Raw genomic sequence first — 16127 nt, 5'->3', positions numbered from 1 at the left:
CAATGGAGCTAACCATGGCCCTGTCGAATATTGCCAACTTATTTGGCCGCTCTCCGATTAAGCCAATCGAGAAGCATATGGCTACGGCCCACGAGGCATCGGCTGACCTGATCCCCTTCTTTGAAGCACTGATCAAAGGTGACCTCAAAGAGGCAGAACAGATCCAACTGCGCATCTCCGCCTCGGAGAACCGCGCTGACGATATCAAGAGAGACCTGCGCCTGCATCTGCCGGACAGCCTGTTTATGCCAGTGTCCAGGACTGACTTGCTGGAATTGCTGCATGCCCAGGATGAGGTAGCCAACACTGCCCAGGATATCGCTGGTCTGGCTGTGGGCAGGAAGATGCAGATTCCCGCACCTCTCCAATCCTTGATGACCACCTTTGTGGAGAGCGCCGTCGCCACCTCTGCACAGGCACTGCGCGCGATCAACGAACTGGACGAGTTGCTGGAAAGTGGCTTTGCAGGGCGCGAGGTGGATATCGCCAAACGCATGACCGAAGAGCTGGATGAACTGGAGCGCAAGTCAGACAAGCTTGAAGTCGAAATTCGCGCGTCGCTGTTTGCTATTGAGAAAGACTTACCTCCGGTGGACGTTATGTTCCTCTACCGGGTTATTGAATGGATCGGTGAACTCGCCGATCGCGCCCACAGCGTGGGCAACCGATTGCAGTTGTTGTTAGCACGTTAGGGGGTTTGGCGTGGAAATTATTAGTCAATACGGCCATATATTATTGATTTTGGCCTGTGTGGCAGGCTTCTTTATGGCCTGGGGCGTCGGTGCCAACGACGTAGCCAACGCCATGGGTACCTCCGTAGGTTCCCGTGCACTGACTATCAAGCAGGCGATTGTTATCGCCATGATCTTTGAATTTGCCGGCGCCTATTTGGCAGGCGGAGAGGTTACCGCAACCATCCGCAAAGGCATTATCGATTCTGAAGTCTTCGCCGCCCAACCGCAGCTGTTGGTATACGGTATGCTTTCGGCACTGCTGGCGGCGGGCACCTGGCTGCTGGTAGCCAGTATTCTCGGCTGGCCGGTATCCACCACCCACTCTATTGTCGGCGCAATTGTCGGCTTCTCTGCGGTAGGTATATCCCCAGATGCAGTGGCCTGGGGTAAAGTGGGCAGCATCGTGGCTAGCTGGGTGGTCTCCCCGGTTCTCGCGGGCACCCTGTCTTTCCTGTTATTTCGCAGTGTCCAGCGCCTGATCCTAGACACGGAAGACCCCTTCAACAATGCCAAGCGCTACATCCCCTTCTACATGTTTGCAGTGGGCTGGATGATTGCCATGGTGACCCTTACCAAGGGCCTCAAGCACGTTCTTAAAGATGCCAATATCCAGCTCAGCTTTATCCAGGATGCCGGTATCGCCGCCCTGGTGGGCCTTGCTGTCGCCGGTATCGGAGTCACCATGCTCAAGCGCGTCCAGCGCGACCCGGCAGCTGAAGCTGAAAACCGTTTCGCCAACGTCGAGCGCGTATTTGCGATCCTGATGGTCTTCACCGCCTGTGCCATGGCCTTCGCTCACGGCTCCAACGATGTCGCTAACGCCGTTGGCCCCCTGGCTGCCGTAGTTAACACTATCCAGAGCGGCGCTATCACCGTTAAATCCACTATGCCTTCCTGGATATTGCTGCTCGGCGGTATCGGTATCGTGGTGGGCCTGGCAACATACGGCTTTAAGGTAATGGCCACTATCGGTAAGAAAATCACCGAGCTGACCCCGAGCCGTGGCTTCGCTGCCGAGCTGGGTGCGGCCTCCACCGTCGTACTGGCTTCTGGTACCGGCCTGCCAATCTCCACGACTCACACTCTGGTGGGCGCGGTATTGGGTGTTGGCCTGGCGCGGGGTATTGGCGCCCTGAACCTGCGTATGATCACCACTATCGCCGCATCTTGGGTGGTCACCCTCCCAGCGGGTGCAGGTATTGCGATCCTGTTCTTCTACTTCTTCAAAGGCTTGTTCGGCTAAAACCGAAGCAGCACACAGAGCAGATCAGCAAAGGGGGCTAAAGCCCCCTTTTTTACGCCTCTCATATCCACCACTTTAGTAAGGCTCCATGTCGATATCTATTTCGCTCCTCTGGCATTAATATTTAGGGAAATAAAACTGGGCCGAGCCCGCCGACCAATCTATGCCTGCGACTTCACCCTGATGCCATTACTGTTGTTTGTCACTCTTCTGTGGGCCTTTTCCTTCAGTTTGATAGGCGCCTACCTGGCCGGACAGGTGGATAGCTATTTTTCCGCAATGACACGGGTGCTCCTTGCCACAGCGCTATTTCTACCGATGCTGAAATGGAAGGGTTGCCCTCCCCGTACCGCGATACGTTTAATTGTGATCGGTGCTGTACAACTGGGGCTGATGTACTTGTTTTACTACCAGTCATTCTTACTGCTCAGTGTCCCCGAAGTACTTCTATTTACTATTTTCACTCCCCTGTATATCACCGCCCTTGAGGACTTCCTTAACAGGCACTTTTCTGTCTGGAACCTCACTATCGCAGCCGTAGCCGTATTGGGAGCCGCCACTATTCGCTGGGGCTCTCCCAGTAACGACTTTTGGATTGGGTTTGCAGTTGTCCAGGGTGCCAACCTATGTTTTGCCGTGGGGCAGGTGGCATACAAGCGCCTGATGTCCAGAGAGCAAGGCCCCCTCCCGAGACAAACCTTCGCGTGGTTTTTTATCGGCGCCAGCTTGATCACTATTATTGCCTGGCTCCTATTTGGAGAACCACAGTACCCACAGGGCTCACAGCAATGGGGTGTTCTACTCTGGTTGGGATTGGTGGCATCAGGTGTGGGATACTTTTTGTGGAACAAGGGTGCTACGCAGGTCTCTACTGGTACCCTGGCCGCAATGAATAATGCACTGATTCCCGTTGGCTTGTTGGTAAATCTGTTAATCTGGAATCGGGATGCCGATCTAACCCGTCTCGCCCTTGGGGGAGGACTGATCGGAGTCGCTGTTATCTTGAATGAATGGCGCAACAAGAGTAGGGAAAGTCACCATGGCGAGTATCGCAGTACCTGACCTGAAGACCCAATTACATCAACTGATTGCCTGCCCCAGTGTCAGTGCAACCGATCCTTCCCTGGATATGGGTAACCGCCCAGTGGTTGAGCTACTGGGTGGATGGTTGGAAGGACTTGGTTTCAATGTAGAGATAATGCCTTTAAAGGGCTCTCCCAACAAAGCCAATATGATTGCTACTCTCGGCGGTAAAAGTGGTGATAAAGGCGGGCTCGTTCTATCCGGACATACTGATACAGTCCCCTTTGACGCGGGGCGCTGGCAATCGGACCCCTTTAAGGTTTTAGAGCGCGACAACCGCTTATACGGTCTCGGCACCAGTGATATGAAGGGTTTTTTCCCTCTAGTTATCGAGGCTGTGCAGACTTTTCTCGACAAGCCTTTACAAAAACCATTGATTGTTTTGGCAACAGCCGATGAAGAAACAAGTATGAGTGGTGCCCGCGCCCTGGTGCAGGCTGGCAAACCCCAAGCGCGCTACGCGGTAATTGGTGAGCCCACTGGGCTTCGCCCGATACGTATGCACAAGGGGGTTATGATGGAAGCAGTGCGTATTACCGGGCAATCCGGCCACTCATCGGATCCAAGCTTGGGAGCCAACGCTCTTGAGGCCATGCATAAAGTTATCGGTGAACTATTAACACTGCGAAAAGAGTGGCAGCAAAAATACAACAACCCCGGATTCGCCGTTCCAGTACCCACGATGAACTTAGGATGTATCCATGGGGGTGACAATCCCAATCGGATCTGCGGCCATACAGAACTCCAGTTTGATATTCGTCCGTTGCCAGGAATGCAACTTACTGACCTACGGGAAGAACTAAACAAACGTATCCTTACCATTCCACAAGACAATAAAATTCAGGTGGAAGTGGCCTCTTTATTCCCCGGCACTGCGCCCTTTGAACAGGATGCCCATTCAGAGTTAGTAAACGTTGCAGAACAACTTTGTGGCCATCCCGCTGAAAGTGTTGCCTTTGGTACTGAAGCGCCCTACTTGAAGAGTTTGAATATTGACACTATCGTGCTCGGCCCCGGCGATATTGACCAAGCTCATCAGCCGGATGAATTTCTCGCCCTGGATCGTATCAACCCTATGGTCAATATTCTGCGCGACTTGATTGGCCGCTTTTGCCTTTAATCTGCCTGCGACAGCCTCCGGGGCTTTAACACCACAAGACTTGCACACGGTAAGAATTAGTGAGCGACGATAACGCCTCCCTGAACTGGTTTCGCCACGCGGCACCTTACATCAACGACCTGCGCGGTCGCACTTTAGTAATTGGTATCCCCGGCGACGCTTTAGAGCACGCCAATTTCCGCAATCTAGTACACGATATGGCGCTGCTCGCCAGCCTTGGGGTTCGCTTGGTTGTTGTGCACGGCGCGCGGGAACAAATTAATCGAGCCCTGGATGAGCGCGGCATAGAAAATCGGTTTCACGAGAACCAGCGTATTACCAATCGAGAGACATTGGAAATTGTTAAGTCCGTCGTGGGCAAACTGCGCTTCGATATTGAAGCTGCTTTTTCCCAGGGACTGCCAGACTCACCGATGGCGCGTTCAGCCCTCAAGGTAGTCTCGGGCAATTTTGTTACCGCCCGCCCCAGTGGCGTGCTCGATGGCGTGGACCTGGGCTGGACCGGCACCGTACGGCGCATGGACACCAGCACTCTGGAGCAAAACCTGGATCAGGGTTCCCTGGTGCTCCTTTCTCCCCTGGGCACATCCCTGACCGGGGAGCTTTTCAATATCAATTACCTGGATCTGGCCGCTGAGGCTTCCAGAGTTTTGCGCGCCGAGAAACTAGTGCTATTCCGCGAACCTGAGCAACTTCAAGTGAGCGGAAATCCGGTACACGAGTTAAGTATTTTGCAGGCAGAGCAGGTTTCACCCAAGGTGCAAAGCGCAACTCTGCGCTGCGCCATTCGAGCCTGTAATGCAGGGATCGCCCGTACACACCTACTTAGCTTTTGTAAAAACGGCGCCTTAATTCAGGAGCTATTCCGCCGTGAAGGCGCCGGTACCATGATTTACCGGGACAGCTACGAAGTTGTGCGCAGAGCGCGAATTACCGATGTGGGCGGCATTCTTGGACTGATCCGCCCGTTAGAGAAAGATGGCGTTTTGGTACGGCGCTCCCGCGAGAAGCTCGAGGCGGAAATTGAACACTTCACGCTTGTGGAAGTGGATGGCACTCCAGTTGCCTGTGCAGCTCTGTATCCCATTAAGGATGATAAGGGCACTACCACAGCAGCCGAAGTTGCCTGCCTTGCCAGCCACCCGGAATTTCGCGGTGGCGGGCGTGGAGCCAAGCTGATGCGCCACCTTGAGAGACAGGCGCAAACAGTCCAGGTTGATGAGCTCTACGTCCTCACCACCCAGACAGAGCACTGGTTTATCGAGCAGGGTTTTGAGCAAGTCGGTATCAGTGAGCTGCCTACCGCGCGAAAGTCCCTGTACAACATTCAGCGCAATTCGAGAATCCTGCGTAAACGCCTGGGGAAAAGTCAGTCCACTTAGTCATAGAAATTTGAAATACCCATCCTTAATACTCCTTTAATGGGTAGTTTGGGCGCAAAAACATCCCAGGAAAGTCCGTTTTTTGCTAAGCTGGCGCATTCATTGTTGCCAGCTGGAATCTGTGACTATGCCCCAATACCGCTCCCGCACCTCTACCGCCGGTCGCAATATGGCCGGAGCCCGCGCCTTGTGGCGTGCCACCGGTATGACGGACGAGGACTTCCATAAGCCAATCATTGCCATCGCAAACTCTTTTACCCAGTTTGTCCCTGGACACGTACACCTAAAAGATATGGGTCAGCTTGTTGCAAGGGAGATTGAACGCGCCGGCGGCGTGGCCAAGGAGTTCAATACGATCGCTGTGGATGACGGTATCGCAATGGGTCACGACGGCATGCTCTATAGCCTGCCCAGCCGCGAAATTATCGCTGACTCAGTGGAGTACATGGTCAATGCCCACTGTGCCGACGCCCTGGTTTGTATCTCCAACTGTGACAAGATCACACCGGGAATGATGATGGCAGCCATGCGCCTGAACATTCCAGTTATCTTTGTCTCCGGTGGCCCGATGGAGGCCGGCAAAACCAAACTGGCTGACCACAAGCTCGACTTAGTAGATGCTATGGTGATCGCCGCTACAGATACGGCCTCCGACGAGGAAGTTGCTGAGTATGAGCGCTCTGCCTGCCCGACCTGTGGATCCTGCTCAGGTATGTTTACAGCGAACTCCATGAACTGCCTGACCGAGGCCCTGGGGCTATCACTCCCTGGTAACGGCACCATGCTAGCGACTCACGCCGACCGCAAGGAGCTATTCCTCCGCGCTGGCCGCGAGATCGTAACCCTGACCAAACGCTACTATGAGCAGGATGACGAAACTGCCCTGCCGCGCAACATCGCCAACCGTACAGCCTTCCGCAATGCCATGGCACTCGATATCGCCATGGGAGGCTCCACAAATACCATCCTGCACCTGCTGGCAACCGCTCAAGAGGGTGAGATTGACTTTACCCTGGAAGATATCGACAGCCTCTCCCGTGAGGTTCCACAGCTGTGCAAGGTTGCCCCCAATACCGAGAAATACCATATAGAAGATGTACACCGCGCCGGTGGTGTAATGGCCATCCTCGGGGAGTTGGAGGCCGCAGGTCTTATCGACTCCTCGCTGCCAACCGCCTACGGTGGTTCGCTCGCCGATGCCCTGGCGCGCTGGGATATTTGCCGCACGGACGACCAATCTGTACTGGAATTCTATCGCGCGGGACCCGCAGGTGTTCCCACGCAAACAGCTTTCAGCCAGGATTGCCGCTGGTCCACTTTAGATGCCGATCGCCAGCGCGGCTGTATCCGTTCTGCGGAGCACGCCTACTCCTCTGAGGGAGGGCTCGCCGTTCTCTTTGGTAACCTGGCCCCCAATGGCTGTGTAGTGAAGACTTCCGGCGTCGATGAGTCGCTGTGGAAGTTCGAAGGCCCCGCCCATGTAGTAGAAAGCCAGGAAGAGGCGGTTTCCAATATCCTCGAAGGGAAGGTCAGTAAAGGGGAGGCTGTTATCGTTCGCTATGAGGGTCCTAAAGGTGGACCTGGAATGCAAGAGATGCTTTACCCCACCAGTTATTTAAAGTCCAAAGGACTCGGTGAGCACTGCGCATTGATTACCGATGGCCGCTTCTCAGGAGGAACTTCAGGCCTCTCTATTGGACATGTTTCACCGGAGGCGGCGTCTGGAGGTAACATCGCTCTGGTTCGCAATGGCGATCTAATACGTATTAATATTCCAGCGAGGAAAATTGAAATCGCTATTGAGGAAAGTGAACTCGATAAGCGGCGCCAAGAAATGGAAGAAAACCCCAATGGATGGAAGCCCATCGAAAAGCGCCCTCGTAAAGTCAGCAAGGCACTGAAAGCCTATGCCATGCTTGCCACCAGTGCAGACCGCGGGGCGGTGAGGGAAATTGACTGATTAAAACTGTTCTAAACAAAACGGCCCCAAAGGGCCGTTTTTTTATTCCGCTATTTTGTAACTGATTCGATTGCGTACCCCGTAGCGCTCCACTGGCTGGCCATTCTCCATTTGGGGTCGATACTTAAATCTTTCTGCCGCGGCTACAGCGGAGCGATCAAATACGCTCGTGGGATTACCATTAGAGTCATAGCCCCCAACCACACGAGCATCACGTACCGCCCCAGTTTTGGTTACCGTGAATTCTACAACGGCATACCCCTCTATCCCCCTGCGCAGTGCCGAATTGGGGTATCGCGGTTTAGCTTTATAAACTGGTAAAGGGTCGCGCGATATTTGCACCCCGGTAGAAGTGACAGGAGTGGGCGTTCCAATCACTACATTCATCGTAACCGGTGTTACCTCAGTTTCCTCAACCCGCATTGATGGCTGCTCCAGCACAGCTTGTGGCGGTGTAGGCTCCTCATAAGTTTGGGTAACAATCTCTTTTTTCGGCATATGTACCGGTTTTATCGCAGGCAACAAGCTGACTTTGGGCTCCTCGATATCAGTAGCCACAAGTTGACTCATCAAAAAGATCAATCCAACTGTGATTGCAGCGGCAAAGCCAAGGCTCTTTGTGTAACCCGCGAGTAAATGTGAGGGGAAAAGTAAGGGGTTGGAAATCGACTGGCAAGCTCTGTCCATAACACCTCTCCTATTATTGTTAGGGTGCGATAAGCGGCATTCATATGCCGAAAATGGAAAAGCTGATCAGCTACCATTAATCATTAGCCAATTTACAAAAAAATGCAAATAGTCTGTTAATACAGGTTATCTCAAAATTTTGTATCGTCATACAACAAAAGGCGAGCATAAAAAAAGCCGCACATCTCTGTGCGGCTTTTTGAGAAGCCTGGAAAGCTCATTAGCTTTAGATGGCTAACTGCTCTTCACGCTTCTTTTCACCTTCAACAAAGTTGATCCACTGATCAGCAAACTTTGCTGAACGCTCATCCTTCAGTGCAAGCTTGAGACTCTTCAACGCTGAGTCATAACGCTTCAGGTTGGCATTTGCCATACCCATTACGATATGCAGCTGGTCAACACGCTTAATACCACCTTTTGCCAGGGCTTTTTTACCCATGGAAAGGGCTTTCTCGTTCTGGTCCAGATCCAGGTAGATGCCGGCCAAACGAGAGTATATTTCACCTTTATCGGAAAGCTGTGCTGCCGCTTCCAGCTGAGGAATAGCTTTCTGCAGCTCCTGTGCCATCTGGTAGGCCTGAGCCAGGGTTTCCAGGTTTTTAGCCGTACGCGGGATCTTCTTCTCTTGAATACCCTTGGCAATTACCTTAGCCCCTTTATAAGGCATTTCATGCCCCATAAAGAGATATCCCATATTCAACAGGTCTCTATCCTTTTCCAAAGCTCCGGCAAGGTAAGCTGCTTCCATCATATGCAGCTGGTCCCTCTCGCGCTTTAACTCGCCATACATCGCCGCCAGGGTGGTGTAATAAACGGGCTTCGGATAGTACTTAACCAGATTTTCGAGAACACCAGCTACTTTCTTGTAATCGGTGCGCTCAAAATAAATGAACTGCTGTATACCGTACCAATTTTCTTTTGGTACTTTGCCCTCTTTCTCGTACATGGATACCGCTATATTGATATCCGCAAGAGCCTTATCCTGCTTACCAAGCTGGTTATAAGCTGTGGCACGCAAGGCGTAGGAGTCAGCAGTGATACGATCGGAAACTTTAAACCACTGGTTTAAGTAGTTAATCGCCTGCTTGTAATCCTCAGTGACGAAATACAGCTGAGCCAACGTAAACAAAGTGCCTACCTCTAAAGCTACAGGCAGGTTTTTTTCACCCTGGTCCAGTACCTTTTTAAAGTAGGGAATCGCCTCTTTGTAACGCTCAGTGCTGTAGTAAACAACACCGAAGAAGTTGTACATCTGGGCAATTTCATAGCCATTAAAGCGCTTCTTAGCCGCATCCATTTCTTTCAGGGCTACAAGAGCAGCTGGCCAATCCTCCGCATCAGCAGCTTCTTGGGCTTTCTCCAGCTTCTTATACGCAACTTCGCGCATCGCAGGAACTTTACGAGTTTTTTGCTTGCTCGGCTTTTTTTGTTCCTGCGCCTGTGCAGATGCGAAAGGTGCTGACACACCTACCGCATCCAGCACGGTAACGCTGACCGTCGGTGCCAGAACCAAGGGTAGCGCCACTGACGTGCGCAGAGCGAACTTGGACAAACCTTTAGTGATGGTCGTCAACTTCATAGTGCTTCCCCCTTAGTCCTTAGCCATGTTAAAGCTGATCTTAGTCCTAACATTAGGAACTTCGGTCGGCTTGCCATCGACTACCCGCGGCTTGTACTTGTACTTCAATGCGGACTTCAGTGCAGACCGATTGAAAACGGTTGTGGGTTTGCCGTCCAAGGTGAAGGCCTCAATCACAATCGGATCGCGTACAGAACCATTTGTGGTAACTGTGTATTCAACGATTACGTAGCCTTCCATACCGCGCTGCAGAGCGCGACGGGGGTACTGTGGCTGTACTTTTACGATTGGTAGGTAGTCACCTTCACCAAAGCTGAAACCTGACAGCTTAACGCCGCCTCCCGCTTTTGGAGCGGAAATGTTGATGTTGCCATCAATATTCGGCTCTTCAAAATCGGGCTCAGGCATCTCCGGTGGCGGAGTTTCCGGCTCATCAGGTTTTACCGGCTTGGCGGTGTCGTACTGTGTTTCAATCTTCGTATCAGGCATCACCACATCAGCAACTTTGAAAGTTTCCGTATCCTCAGGAGCTTTCATATTTGCCGCAATCAGCTGATGCATGGTGAAGATGAGGCCAAAAGTAGTGGCTACCGCCAACGTACCTGCCCCAAGAAGTCTTACCGGATTCATAGCTGTTAACTCTTCTCTGTAGCGACGGAAACTTTCTTGATACCAATCTTCCTGGCTGCTTCCGCAATCAGGGCAATCTTCTCAATGCTTGCTCCCTTATCGGGCTGAATTACCAACCACCCTTTCGGGTTTTCCGAGTAGAGACGCTCCAGGACAATTCGTACCTGGCGCTCATCAACCTTCTCTTTAGCAATCCAAACCTCGTCACTGTCGTTGATCGCTACCAGGATAGAGGCGGCCTTGAGTTCAGCGGTCGTCGATTCCGGCTTCTCGATATCAGCACCCGGCTCCTTGATAAAGGTCGCGGTGACGATAAAGAAGATCAGCATGATAAACACCACGTCCAGCATGGGCGTGAGGTCAATTGCGCCGGCTTCCTCTTCTGCCGTTTTTTGTCTTTTGCTCATAGCAACTCTCTTAGCGAACTTTTCCAGCGGGGGCTCAGGTAGCCCCCGGCGAAAGTATCTGGCTTGGCTAAACCTTCACAGTAAATAAGCAGGCTTATTAACTGGTGTATGCTTAGTGATCCATCGTCAGATGATCTTCCAGCAGCTGGGTTTCACGCTCAGCTTTACGGGCAAGGTAAGTGTTGGCAAATACGCCTGACAGCGCTGCAACCATGCCCGCCATTGTCGGGATAGTTGCCATGGATACACCACTGGCCATCTGCTTGGCGTCACCACCACCTGTAATCGCGAGAACATCGAACACGTTGATCATGCCCCAAACCGTACCCAACAGCCCAAACAGAGGGGCCAAGGCGACACAAGCTTGGATCATGTCCATATTGTCCTGAATTTTCTCGGATACCCGGGAAATCATTGCATAACGGATCTGGTGCGAAGCCCAGGATTTGCGCTCACCGCGCCCCTCCCATTGATCTACCGCACCTTGAACGTCACTTTTCAACCCTTTGTTAAAGTAGAAAACACGTTCAAAAATCAGCGTCCACATAAAGAAGGTCAGGCCGGCGATCAGGAACAGTACTGGCCCGCCCGACGCCATAAAGGCGTTGACGGCGGCCCATGCGTCGATTAATGCGTGCATGTTGCCGCCTCCTCTTATTTGCGCTCGGCGTTTTCTGCCACGATACCGGCGCTCTGCTCTTCAAGAATATGCAGAACACGCTTGGCACGAGCATTTACGATGGTGTGCATCAGTACAGTCGGGATAGCAACACACAGGCCGAGAACGGTGGTGATCAGGGCTGAGGAAATACCGCCGGCCATTGCCTTAGGATCGCCCGCACCAAAAATAGTGATCGCCTGGAAGGTTACGATCATACCGGTAACGGTACCCAGCAGACCCAGCAGCGGAGCAACCATGGCGATGATCTTCAGCAGGTTGAGGCCGGATTCGATTGCCGGACGCTCTTTCAGTACTGCTTCTTCCATCTTCAGTTCGAGAGTTTCGCCGTCTACACCTTTGTTCTCTTCCGCAACAGCCAGTACACGACCCAGCGGGTTGTTGGTGTTCGGAGTAGAGGAACGCAGCTGAGCATTCACTTTGGCACCGACGCCAGTCAGAACGATCAGGCGGAAGATTGCCAGTAACATCGCAAAGACACCAACAGCAGTGATGATGTAACCAACGATGTCACCCTGGTGCCAACGCTCTACGATGTCCGGGCTGTTGATCATAGCTTTCAGGTAGGAACCACCGGTAGGACCAGTCGGGTCTACACCGAAAGCGCTAAAGCCACTGGTAGAAGCTTGCAGAGTTTCAGCCATGCCTTGGAACTTGGCGTCAGGCTGACGGATCAGCTCAGCCATTTTGTAGGCATTGTTCATTTCCAGGTATTTACCATTGGAAACCAGGTTGAAGTTACCTACACGAACCACTTCCTGATCAGCCTGTTCACCATTTGGCTTGATCACGGTCGCGTTAAACTTAACGATCTTGCCGGATTCAACAGTTTCGCGCTGAATTTCAAACCACAGACGCTCGATCTCTTCGATAGTCGGCAGCTGAGTAGCACTGTTCATTTTGGCCAGAAGACCATCGATGAACTCAGTACGATTGGGGTACTGAGCGGAAACCAGAGAAGAGCCGATATTGGCACGCAGATCGGCAGCAGTAGAAGACATATGGCCGAACAGTTCCTTCAAGGAACCCAGACGCTGGTCCAGTTGCTGACGCTTCTGATCTACAGCGACTTCTTGCTCCTGGTATTTCTTTTCCAGGTCAGTAGAGCGCTTTTCTTCAGCGGTGCGAGTATTTTTGGCTTGGTTTAGCAGAGCATTCTGATTCGCCTTCTGACGACGGAACTCAGCTTCACGCTGCTTATGCTCTTTGGACTCGGCAACTTTGGATTGCTGAACCATTTTCAGCAGGTCGTCCAGAGAAGAGGCCTTCTCTTGAGCAACCGCGGAGAAGCTGATCAGGCCAGCTGCTGCCGCTACTAAAACGCGTTTGGCGAAAGAGGTTTTCATTGCGCTGCCTCCGGAGCCGGGATCGGCATGGTCATGATGTCGATAGTGGCCTGCTTCTTGGCAATTTTCAGACCGTTCATGAGAGCGCGGCGGTATTCACCAGCGTCGATCTCAACCCACGCTTTTTGCGCTTTGTCATATGCGAGGGCAATTTCTGCATCAGTAGTCTGAGCCAGCAGGGCGATACGGCCGATTTGCAGAACGCTCACCTCGCGCTCCTGACCAGCAACGGTCAGAGTATCGCGGTAAGAGTCGATCTTACGGGCGTATTCCGCTTCGAAGTTGTACAGCTCTAGTACCTGGCGGAATTTCTCCGCAACACTTACATCGGAACGGTCCATGGTGCTCTTAACACCGTTGAGGTTCGCCATACGCTCTTCGAGCTTGAACGGTGCGTCCAGCTCAATGAACTGCTCCAAACCTTCCAGCATACGCAGAATCAGCGGCTGAATCTGACGTTCAATGACAGTAACGTTGGCAATAGACTCGTCCAGCTCATTGATAACTTCGAGCTGGTTGGCCAGCTGCTTTTCCAGCTGACGGTTGTATACGCGCAGACCATCGATTTCTTTATTAACCACCTTGAAGTCCTGCAGCAGGCTGCTGGTTTCGTCGGCAATCTTGTCGATGCGTTTTTGCGATGCCTGGGCCGCAGTGGTTTTCTGCTGGCCGACGGCGAGTACGTTATCGAGAGTATCCGCAGTGGCTACGCTGCCGTAGAGCGCGCCGGCAGACAGCGCAGTGGTCAGCGCCACAGCCATGAATCGCTTGGTTTTCATTAGACCCCCCAGTGGGTTCAATATTTCACAACATGGTCGCGATGAGTTAGCTGCCACAACGCGGTGTCCTTTTGTTTTAAAAACATTGGTTAGAAGACAGCTAAGAGCCGCACATTGTAAACAGCCGATTTGATTATTCAAATGCCGATTGCCAGCATCGGCCCGCTTGGGTAGCAAGGTAACACTTGGGTAACATTCCCGGGTTACTTGCACACATTAGCGGCGACGTTCCTTGTGTAAGCTGTTGGAGAATTTAACAGATCGATCAACTTTTGATCAAATTGTTTTTATTTAAATCTGTCATATTGGACTAATGAGTAGTTGTACTCATTCCTGTCCGAGGCCGGGTAACACTCTCGTGCCGACTCGACCCATGAGTCATCCATGTCGGGAAAGTATGCATCCCCGTCGATATTTGCGTCAACTTCGGTGACATATAAGCGGGCAGCCAGAGGCAGTGCCTGACGATAAATTTGTGCCCCTCCAATAACCATCACTTCAGTGGCGCCGCTGTCCTTAGCGCAGCTTTGGGCCAGACTCAGGGCTTTATCCAGAGACTGGACCACCTCAACGCCATCCGCAACCCAGTCAGCATTACGCGTAATGACAATATTGACACGCCCCGGAAGTGGGCGACCAATAGACTCAAAGGTCTTTCGTCCCATTACTACTGGCTTTCCCATAGTGGTCCGCTTAAAAAACTGCAGATCGCCGGAGATGCGCCAGGGGAGTTCATTATCCTTGCCGATAGCACCATTGCGGGCAACTGCCGCAATCAAAGCAATAGAAACCGTCATTACTGCCCCTTAAACCGCTACAGGTGCCGGAATATGTGAATAGGCTTCGTAACCTTTGAGCTCAAAGTCCTCGAAGCGGAAAGAAAACAGATCTTTCACATCTGGATTCAAGTGCATTTGTGGCAGAGGCAGAGGGTCGCGCTGCAATTGCAGTTCGACCTGCTCCATATGGTTGGAGTAGAGGTGAGCATCACCAAAGGTGTGGATAAAATCGCCGGGCTTCAAACCGCATACCTGTGCCAGCATAAGGGTCAGCAGGCTGTATGAGGCGATATTGAAAGGCACCCCGAGGAAAATATCTGCGCTTCGCTGGTACAGCTGGCAGGACAACTTGCCATCAGCGACATAGAACTGGAACAGGGCATGGCAGGGAGCCAGGGCCATGCGCCCTTCACGAGCATTATCAGCAGGTGAAACACCTTCATCTGGCAGATCCGCAGGGTTCCAGGCACTAACCATCAGGCGCCGGGAGTCCGGGCGAGTTTTCAACTGGTGTACCAACTGCTCAATCTGGTCGATCTGGCGACCATCAGAAGTGGGCCAGGAGCGCCATTGATGGCCATATACAGGGCCCAGATCACCATCCTCTGTCGCCCACTCATCCCAAATCCGCACCTTATTGTCCTGGAGATAGCGGATATTCGTATCCCCCTGCAAAAACCACAGAAGTTCGTGAATAATCGAGCGCAAGTGGCACTTTTTAGTGGTGATCAGCGGAAAACCCTCCGCCAAATTAAAGCGCATTTGATAGCCAAACACACTGAGAGTACCAGTGCCGGTGCGGTCACCTTTAACGGTGCCGTTATCGCGCACATGGCGCATTAGATCGAGATACTGCTTCATCTACTGCTATGCTCCGCCTTTAACTCGGGAAGACCCTGCTTTCTTACCTTTCTGCTCAGTTCGCCCCTCGGGAAGCGGCTGAGTTTTATAACTCCACACCAGCAATGCGATGCCGGCAATAATCATTGGCAGGCTCAAAAGCTGCCCACGAGTCATCCATCCAAATAAATCAAAACCAATATGCCCATCGGGCTCCCTGACAAACTCCACCAGGAAGCGGAATACACCGTAGAGCGTCACGAACATACCGCCCACCGCGAGTCGAGGGCGCGGCTTACTGGAGAACCACCAGAGCAGCGCAAAGAGAACCAGCCCCTCAAGGAAGGCTTGATACAGCTGGGATGGGTGCCGGACCAGAAGATCCGGGTCCTTTGGAAAGACCATGCCCCAAGGGCCTTCAGTTTCACGCCCCCAAAGCTCCTGGCCAATAAAATTACCGATCCGCCCAAGCCCAAGACCTATGGGCACCAGAGGAGCAACGAAATCAATTAGAGCCGGGAAGGTTGTACCAATTTTGCGTGCGTAGAGTGCCGTGGCCAACATTACCCCTATCAGCCCGCCGTGGAAGCTCATCCCCCCTTCCCACAGCCGGATCAGTGATATCGGGTCTTCGAGCAACTGGGGGAAATTATAAAAGAACATATACCCCAAGCGGCCACCGATAACGACACCAATGGCACAGTAGAGAATCAAGTCCTCAACTTCGGATTTAATGACCGGTGACCAGGGTTTGGCACTTCGGCGCAATGCCAACCACCAGGCCGCGACAAAGCCAGCCAAGTACATCAGCCCATACCAGTGCACTTTTAAGGGGCCTATTGCAAAGGCTACCGGGTCAATTTCGGGATAGGTCAGCAT

16 protein-coding genes are annotated in these 16127 nt (G+C 52.5%); 6 read left to right on the top strand and 10 right to left on the bottom strand.

Annotated features, from left to right (window positions below):
* Positions 1 to 14 precede the first annotated feature (14 nt).
* The 6 genes from ACJJIL_RS01085 to ilvD all read left to right on the top strand — a co-directional run bounded on the left by ACJJIL_RS01085 (position 15) and on the right by ilvD (position 7522).
* Entirely contained in the window at positions 15 to 692 is a 678-nt protein-coding gene (locus ACJJIL_RS01085; protein ID WP_413663563.1) for a TIGR00153 family protein, read from the top strand.
* Positions 693 to 702: 10 nt separating this feature from the next.
* Positions 703 to 1977 (top strand): inorganic phosphate transporter, encoded by a 1275-nt coding sequence (locus tag ACJJIL_RS01080; RefSeq protein WP_282930993.1) that lies wholly within the window; start codon positions 703 to 705, stop codon positions 1975 to 1977.
* Between the two features lie 183 nt (positions 1978 to 2160).
* Positions 2161 to 3039 carry a carboxylate/amino acid/amine transporter gene (locus ACJJIL_RS01075; protein ID WP_445360987.1) on the top strand — a complete coding sequence of 293 codons (879 nt, stop codon included), beginning with the start codon at positions 2161 to 2163 and terminating at the stop codon, positions 3037 to 3039.
* Positions 3017 to 4180: an acetylornithine deacetylase gene (gene argE / locus ACJJIL_RS01070; protein ID WP_445360986.1), complete on the top strand. Its 1164-nt coding sequence runs from the start codon at positions 3017 to 3019 to the stop codon at positions 4178 to 4180. The genes ACJJIL_RS01075 and argE overlap by 23 nt, the downstream gene beginning before the upstream one ends.
* A 59-nt stretch (positions 4181 to 4239) precedes the next feature.
* A complete protein-coding gene (argA, locus tag ACJJIL_RS01065; RefSeq protein WP_445360985.1) occupies positions 4240 to 5562 on the top strand; it encodes an amino-acid N-acetyltransferase in 1323 nt (440 codons plus the stop codon).
* A 127-nt stretch (positions 5563 to 5689) separates the two neighbouring features.
* Positions 5690 to 7522 carry a dihydroxy-acid dehydratase gene (ilvD, locus tag ACJJIL_RS01060; protein WP_445360984.1) on the top strand — a complete coding sequence of 611 codons (1833 nt, stop codon included), beginning with the start codon at positions 5690 to 5692 and terminating at the stop codon, positions 7520 to 7522.
* Between the two features lie 42 nt (positions 7523 to 7564).
* On the opposite strand, the gene ACJJIL_RS01055 is transcribed toward ilvD, so the two are convergent.
* The 10 genes from ACJJIL_RS01055 to lgt all read right to left on the bottom strand — a co-directional run bounded on the left by ACJJIL_RS01055 (position 7565) and on the right by lgt (position 16127).
* Positions 7565 to 8209 carry a TonB family protein gene (locus ACJJIL_RS01055; RefSeq protein ID WP_445360983.1) on the bottom strand — a complete coding sequence of 215 codons (645 nt, stop codon included), beginning with the start codon at positions 8207 to 8209 and terminating at the stop codon, positions 7565 to 7567.
* Positions 8210 to 8435: 226 nt separating this feature from the next.
* On the bottom strand, positions 8436 to 9788 hold the full coding sequence (locus tag ACJJIL_RS01050) for a tetratricopeptide repeat protein (protein ID WP_445360982.1): 1353 nt from the start codon (positions 9786 to 9788) through the stop codon (positions 8436 to 8438).
* Between the two features lie 12 nt (positions 9789 to 9800).
* Positions 9801 to 10418 carry an energy transducer TonB gene (locus ACJJIL_RS01045; RefSeq protein WP_445360981.1) on the bottom strand — a complete coding sequence of 206 codons (618 nt, stop codon included), beginning with the start codon at positions 10416 to 10418 and terminating at the stop codon, positions 9801 to 9803.
* Positions 10419 to 10423: 5 nt separating this feature from the next.
* Positions 10424 to 10825, bottom strand: coding sequence for an ExbD/TolR family protein (locus ACJJIL_RS01040; RefSeq protein WP_445360980.1), 402 nt, complete (start codon positions 10823 to 10825; stop codon positions 10424 to 10426).
* Between the two features lie 112 nt (positions 10826 to 10937).
* Positions 10938 to 11465: a MotA/TolQ/ExbB proton channel family protein gene (locus ACJJIL_RS01035; RefSeq protein WP_108734755.1), complete on the bottom strand. Its 528-nt coding sequence runs from the start codon at positions 11463 to 11465 to the stop codon at positions 10938 to 10940.
* Between the two features lie 14 nt (positions 11466 to 11479).
* A complete protein-coding gene (locus ACJJIL_RS01030) occupies positions 11480 to 12850 on the bottom strand; it encodes a MotA/TolQ/ExbB proton channel family protein (RefSeq protein ID WP_445360979.1) in 1371 nt (456 codons plus the stop codon).
* Positions 12847 to 13629: a DUF3450 domain-containing protein gene (locus tag ACJJIL_RS01025; protein WP_413663573.1), complete on the bottom strand. Its 783-nt coding sequence runs from the start codon at positions 13627 to 13629 to the stop codon at positions 12847 to 12849. The genes ACJJIL_RS01030 and ACJJIL_RS01025 overlap by 4 nt, the downstream gene beginning before the upstream one ends.
* Positions 13630 to 13916: 287 nt before the next feature.
* Positions 13917 to 14426, bottom strand: a complete 510-nt coding sequence (locus ACJJIL_RS01020; protein ID WP_444915341.1) for a dihydrofolate reductase — start codon at positions 14424 to 14426, stop codon at positions 13917 to 13919.
* Between the two features lie 9 nt (positions 14427 to 14435).
* Positions 14436 to 15269 (bottom strand): thymidylate synthase, encoded by an 834-nt coding sequence (locus ACJJIL_RS01015; protein WP_445360978.1) that lies wholly within the window; start codon positions 15267 to 15269, stop codon positions 14436 to 14438.
* 6 nt (positions 15270 to 15275) lie between these two features.
* Positions 15276 to 16127: a prolipoprotein diacylglyceryl transferase gene (gene lgt / locus ACJJIL_RS01010; RefSeq protein WP_413665894.1), complete on the bottom strand. Its 852-nt coding sequence runs from the start codon at positions 16125 to 16127 to the stop codon at positions 15276 to 15278.

The sequence above is a fragment of the Microbulbifer maximicatervae (SeqCode) genome, from assembly GCF_052468095.1.
Note: the sequence above shows the minus strand (reverse complement) of the source record. Positions and strands in the feature narration are given on the sequence as shown.

What these genes read in the sequence shown, in the direction of transcription:
- ACJJIL_RS01085 (WP_413663563.1), top strand. Translation starts at nt 15, where the DNA reads ATGGCCCTGTCGAATATTGCCAACTTATTTGGCCGCTCTCCGATTAAG.
- ACJJIL_RS01075 (WP_445360987.1), top strand. Translation starts at nt 2,161, where the DNA reads ATGCCATTACTGTTGTTTGTCACTCTTCTGTGGGCCTTTTCCTTCAGT.
- argE (WP_445360986.1), top strand. Translation starts at nt 3,017, where the DNA reads ATGGCGAGTATCGCAGTACCTGACCTGAAGACCCAATTACATCAACTG.
- ilvD (WP_445360984.1), top strand. Translation starts at nt 5,690, where the DNA reads ATGCCCCAATACCGCTCCCGCACCTCTACCGCCGGTCGCAATATGGCC.
- ACJJIL_RS01055 (WP_445360983.1), bottom strand. Translation starts at nt 8,209, where the DNA reads ATGGACAGAGCTTGCCAGTCGATTTCCAACCCCTTACTTTTCCCCTCA.
- ACJJIL_RS01050 (WP_445360982.1), bottom strand. Translation starts at nt 9,788, where the DNA reads ATGAAGTTGACGACCATCACTAAAGGTTTGTCCAAGTTCGCTCTGCGC.
- ACJJIL_RS01045 (WP_445360981.1), bottom strand. Translation starts at nt 10,418, where the DNA reads ATGAATCCGGTAAGACTTCTTGGGGCAGGTACGTTGGCGGTAGCCACT.
- ACJJIL_RS01040 (WP_445360980.1), bottom strand. Translation starts at nt 10,825, where the DNA reads ATGAGCAAAAGACAAAAAACGGCAGAAGAGGAAGCCGGCGCAATTGAC.
- ACJJIL_RS01035 (WP_108734755.1), bottom strand. Translation starts at nt 11,465, where the DNA reads ATGCACGCATTAATCGACGCATGGGCCGCCGTCAACGCCTTTATGGCG.
- ACJJIL_RS01030 (WP_445360979.1), bottom strand. Translation starts at nt 12,850, where the DNA reads ATGAAAACCTCTTTCGCCAAACGCGTTTTAGTAGCGGCAGCAGCTGGC.
- ACJJIL_RS01025 (WP_413663573.1), bottom strand. Translation starts at nt 13,629, where the DNA reads ATGAAAACCAAGCGATTCATGGCTGTGGCGCTGACCACTGCGCTGTCT.
- ACJJIL_RS01020 (WP_444915341.1), bottom strand. Translation starts at nt 14,426, where the DNA reads ATGACGGTTTCTATTGCTTTGATTGCGGCAGTTGCCCGCAATGGTGCT.
- ACJJIL_RS01015 (WP_445360978.1), bottom strand. Translation starts at nt 15,269, where the DNA reads ATGAAGCAGTATCTCGATCTAATGCGCCATGTGCGCGATAACGGCACC.
- lgt (WP_413665894.1), bottom strand. Translation starts at nt 16,127, where the DNA reads ATGCTGACCTATCCCGAAATTGACCCGGTAGCCTTTGCAATAGGCCCC.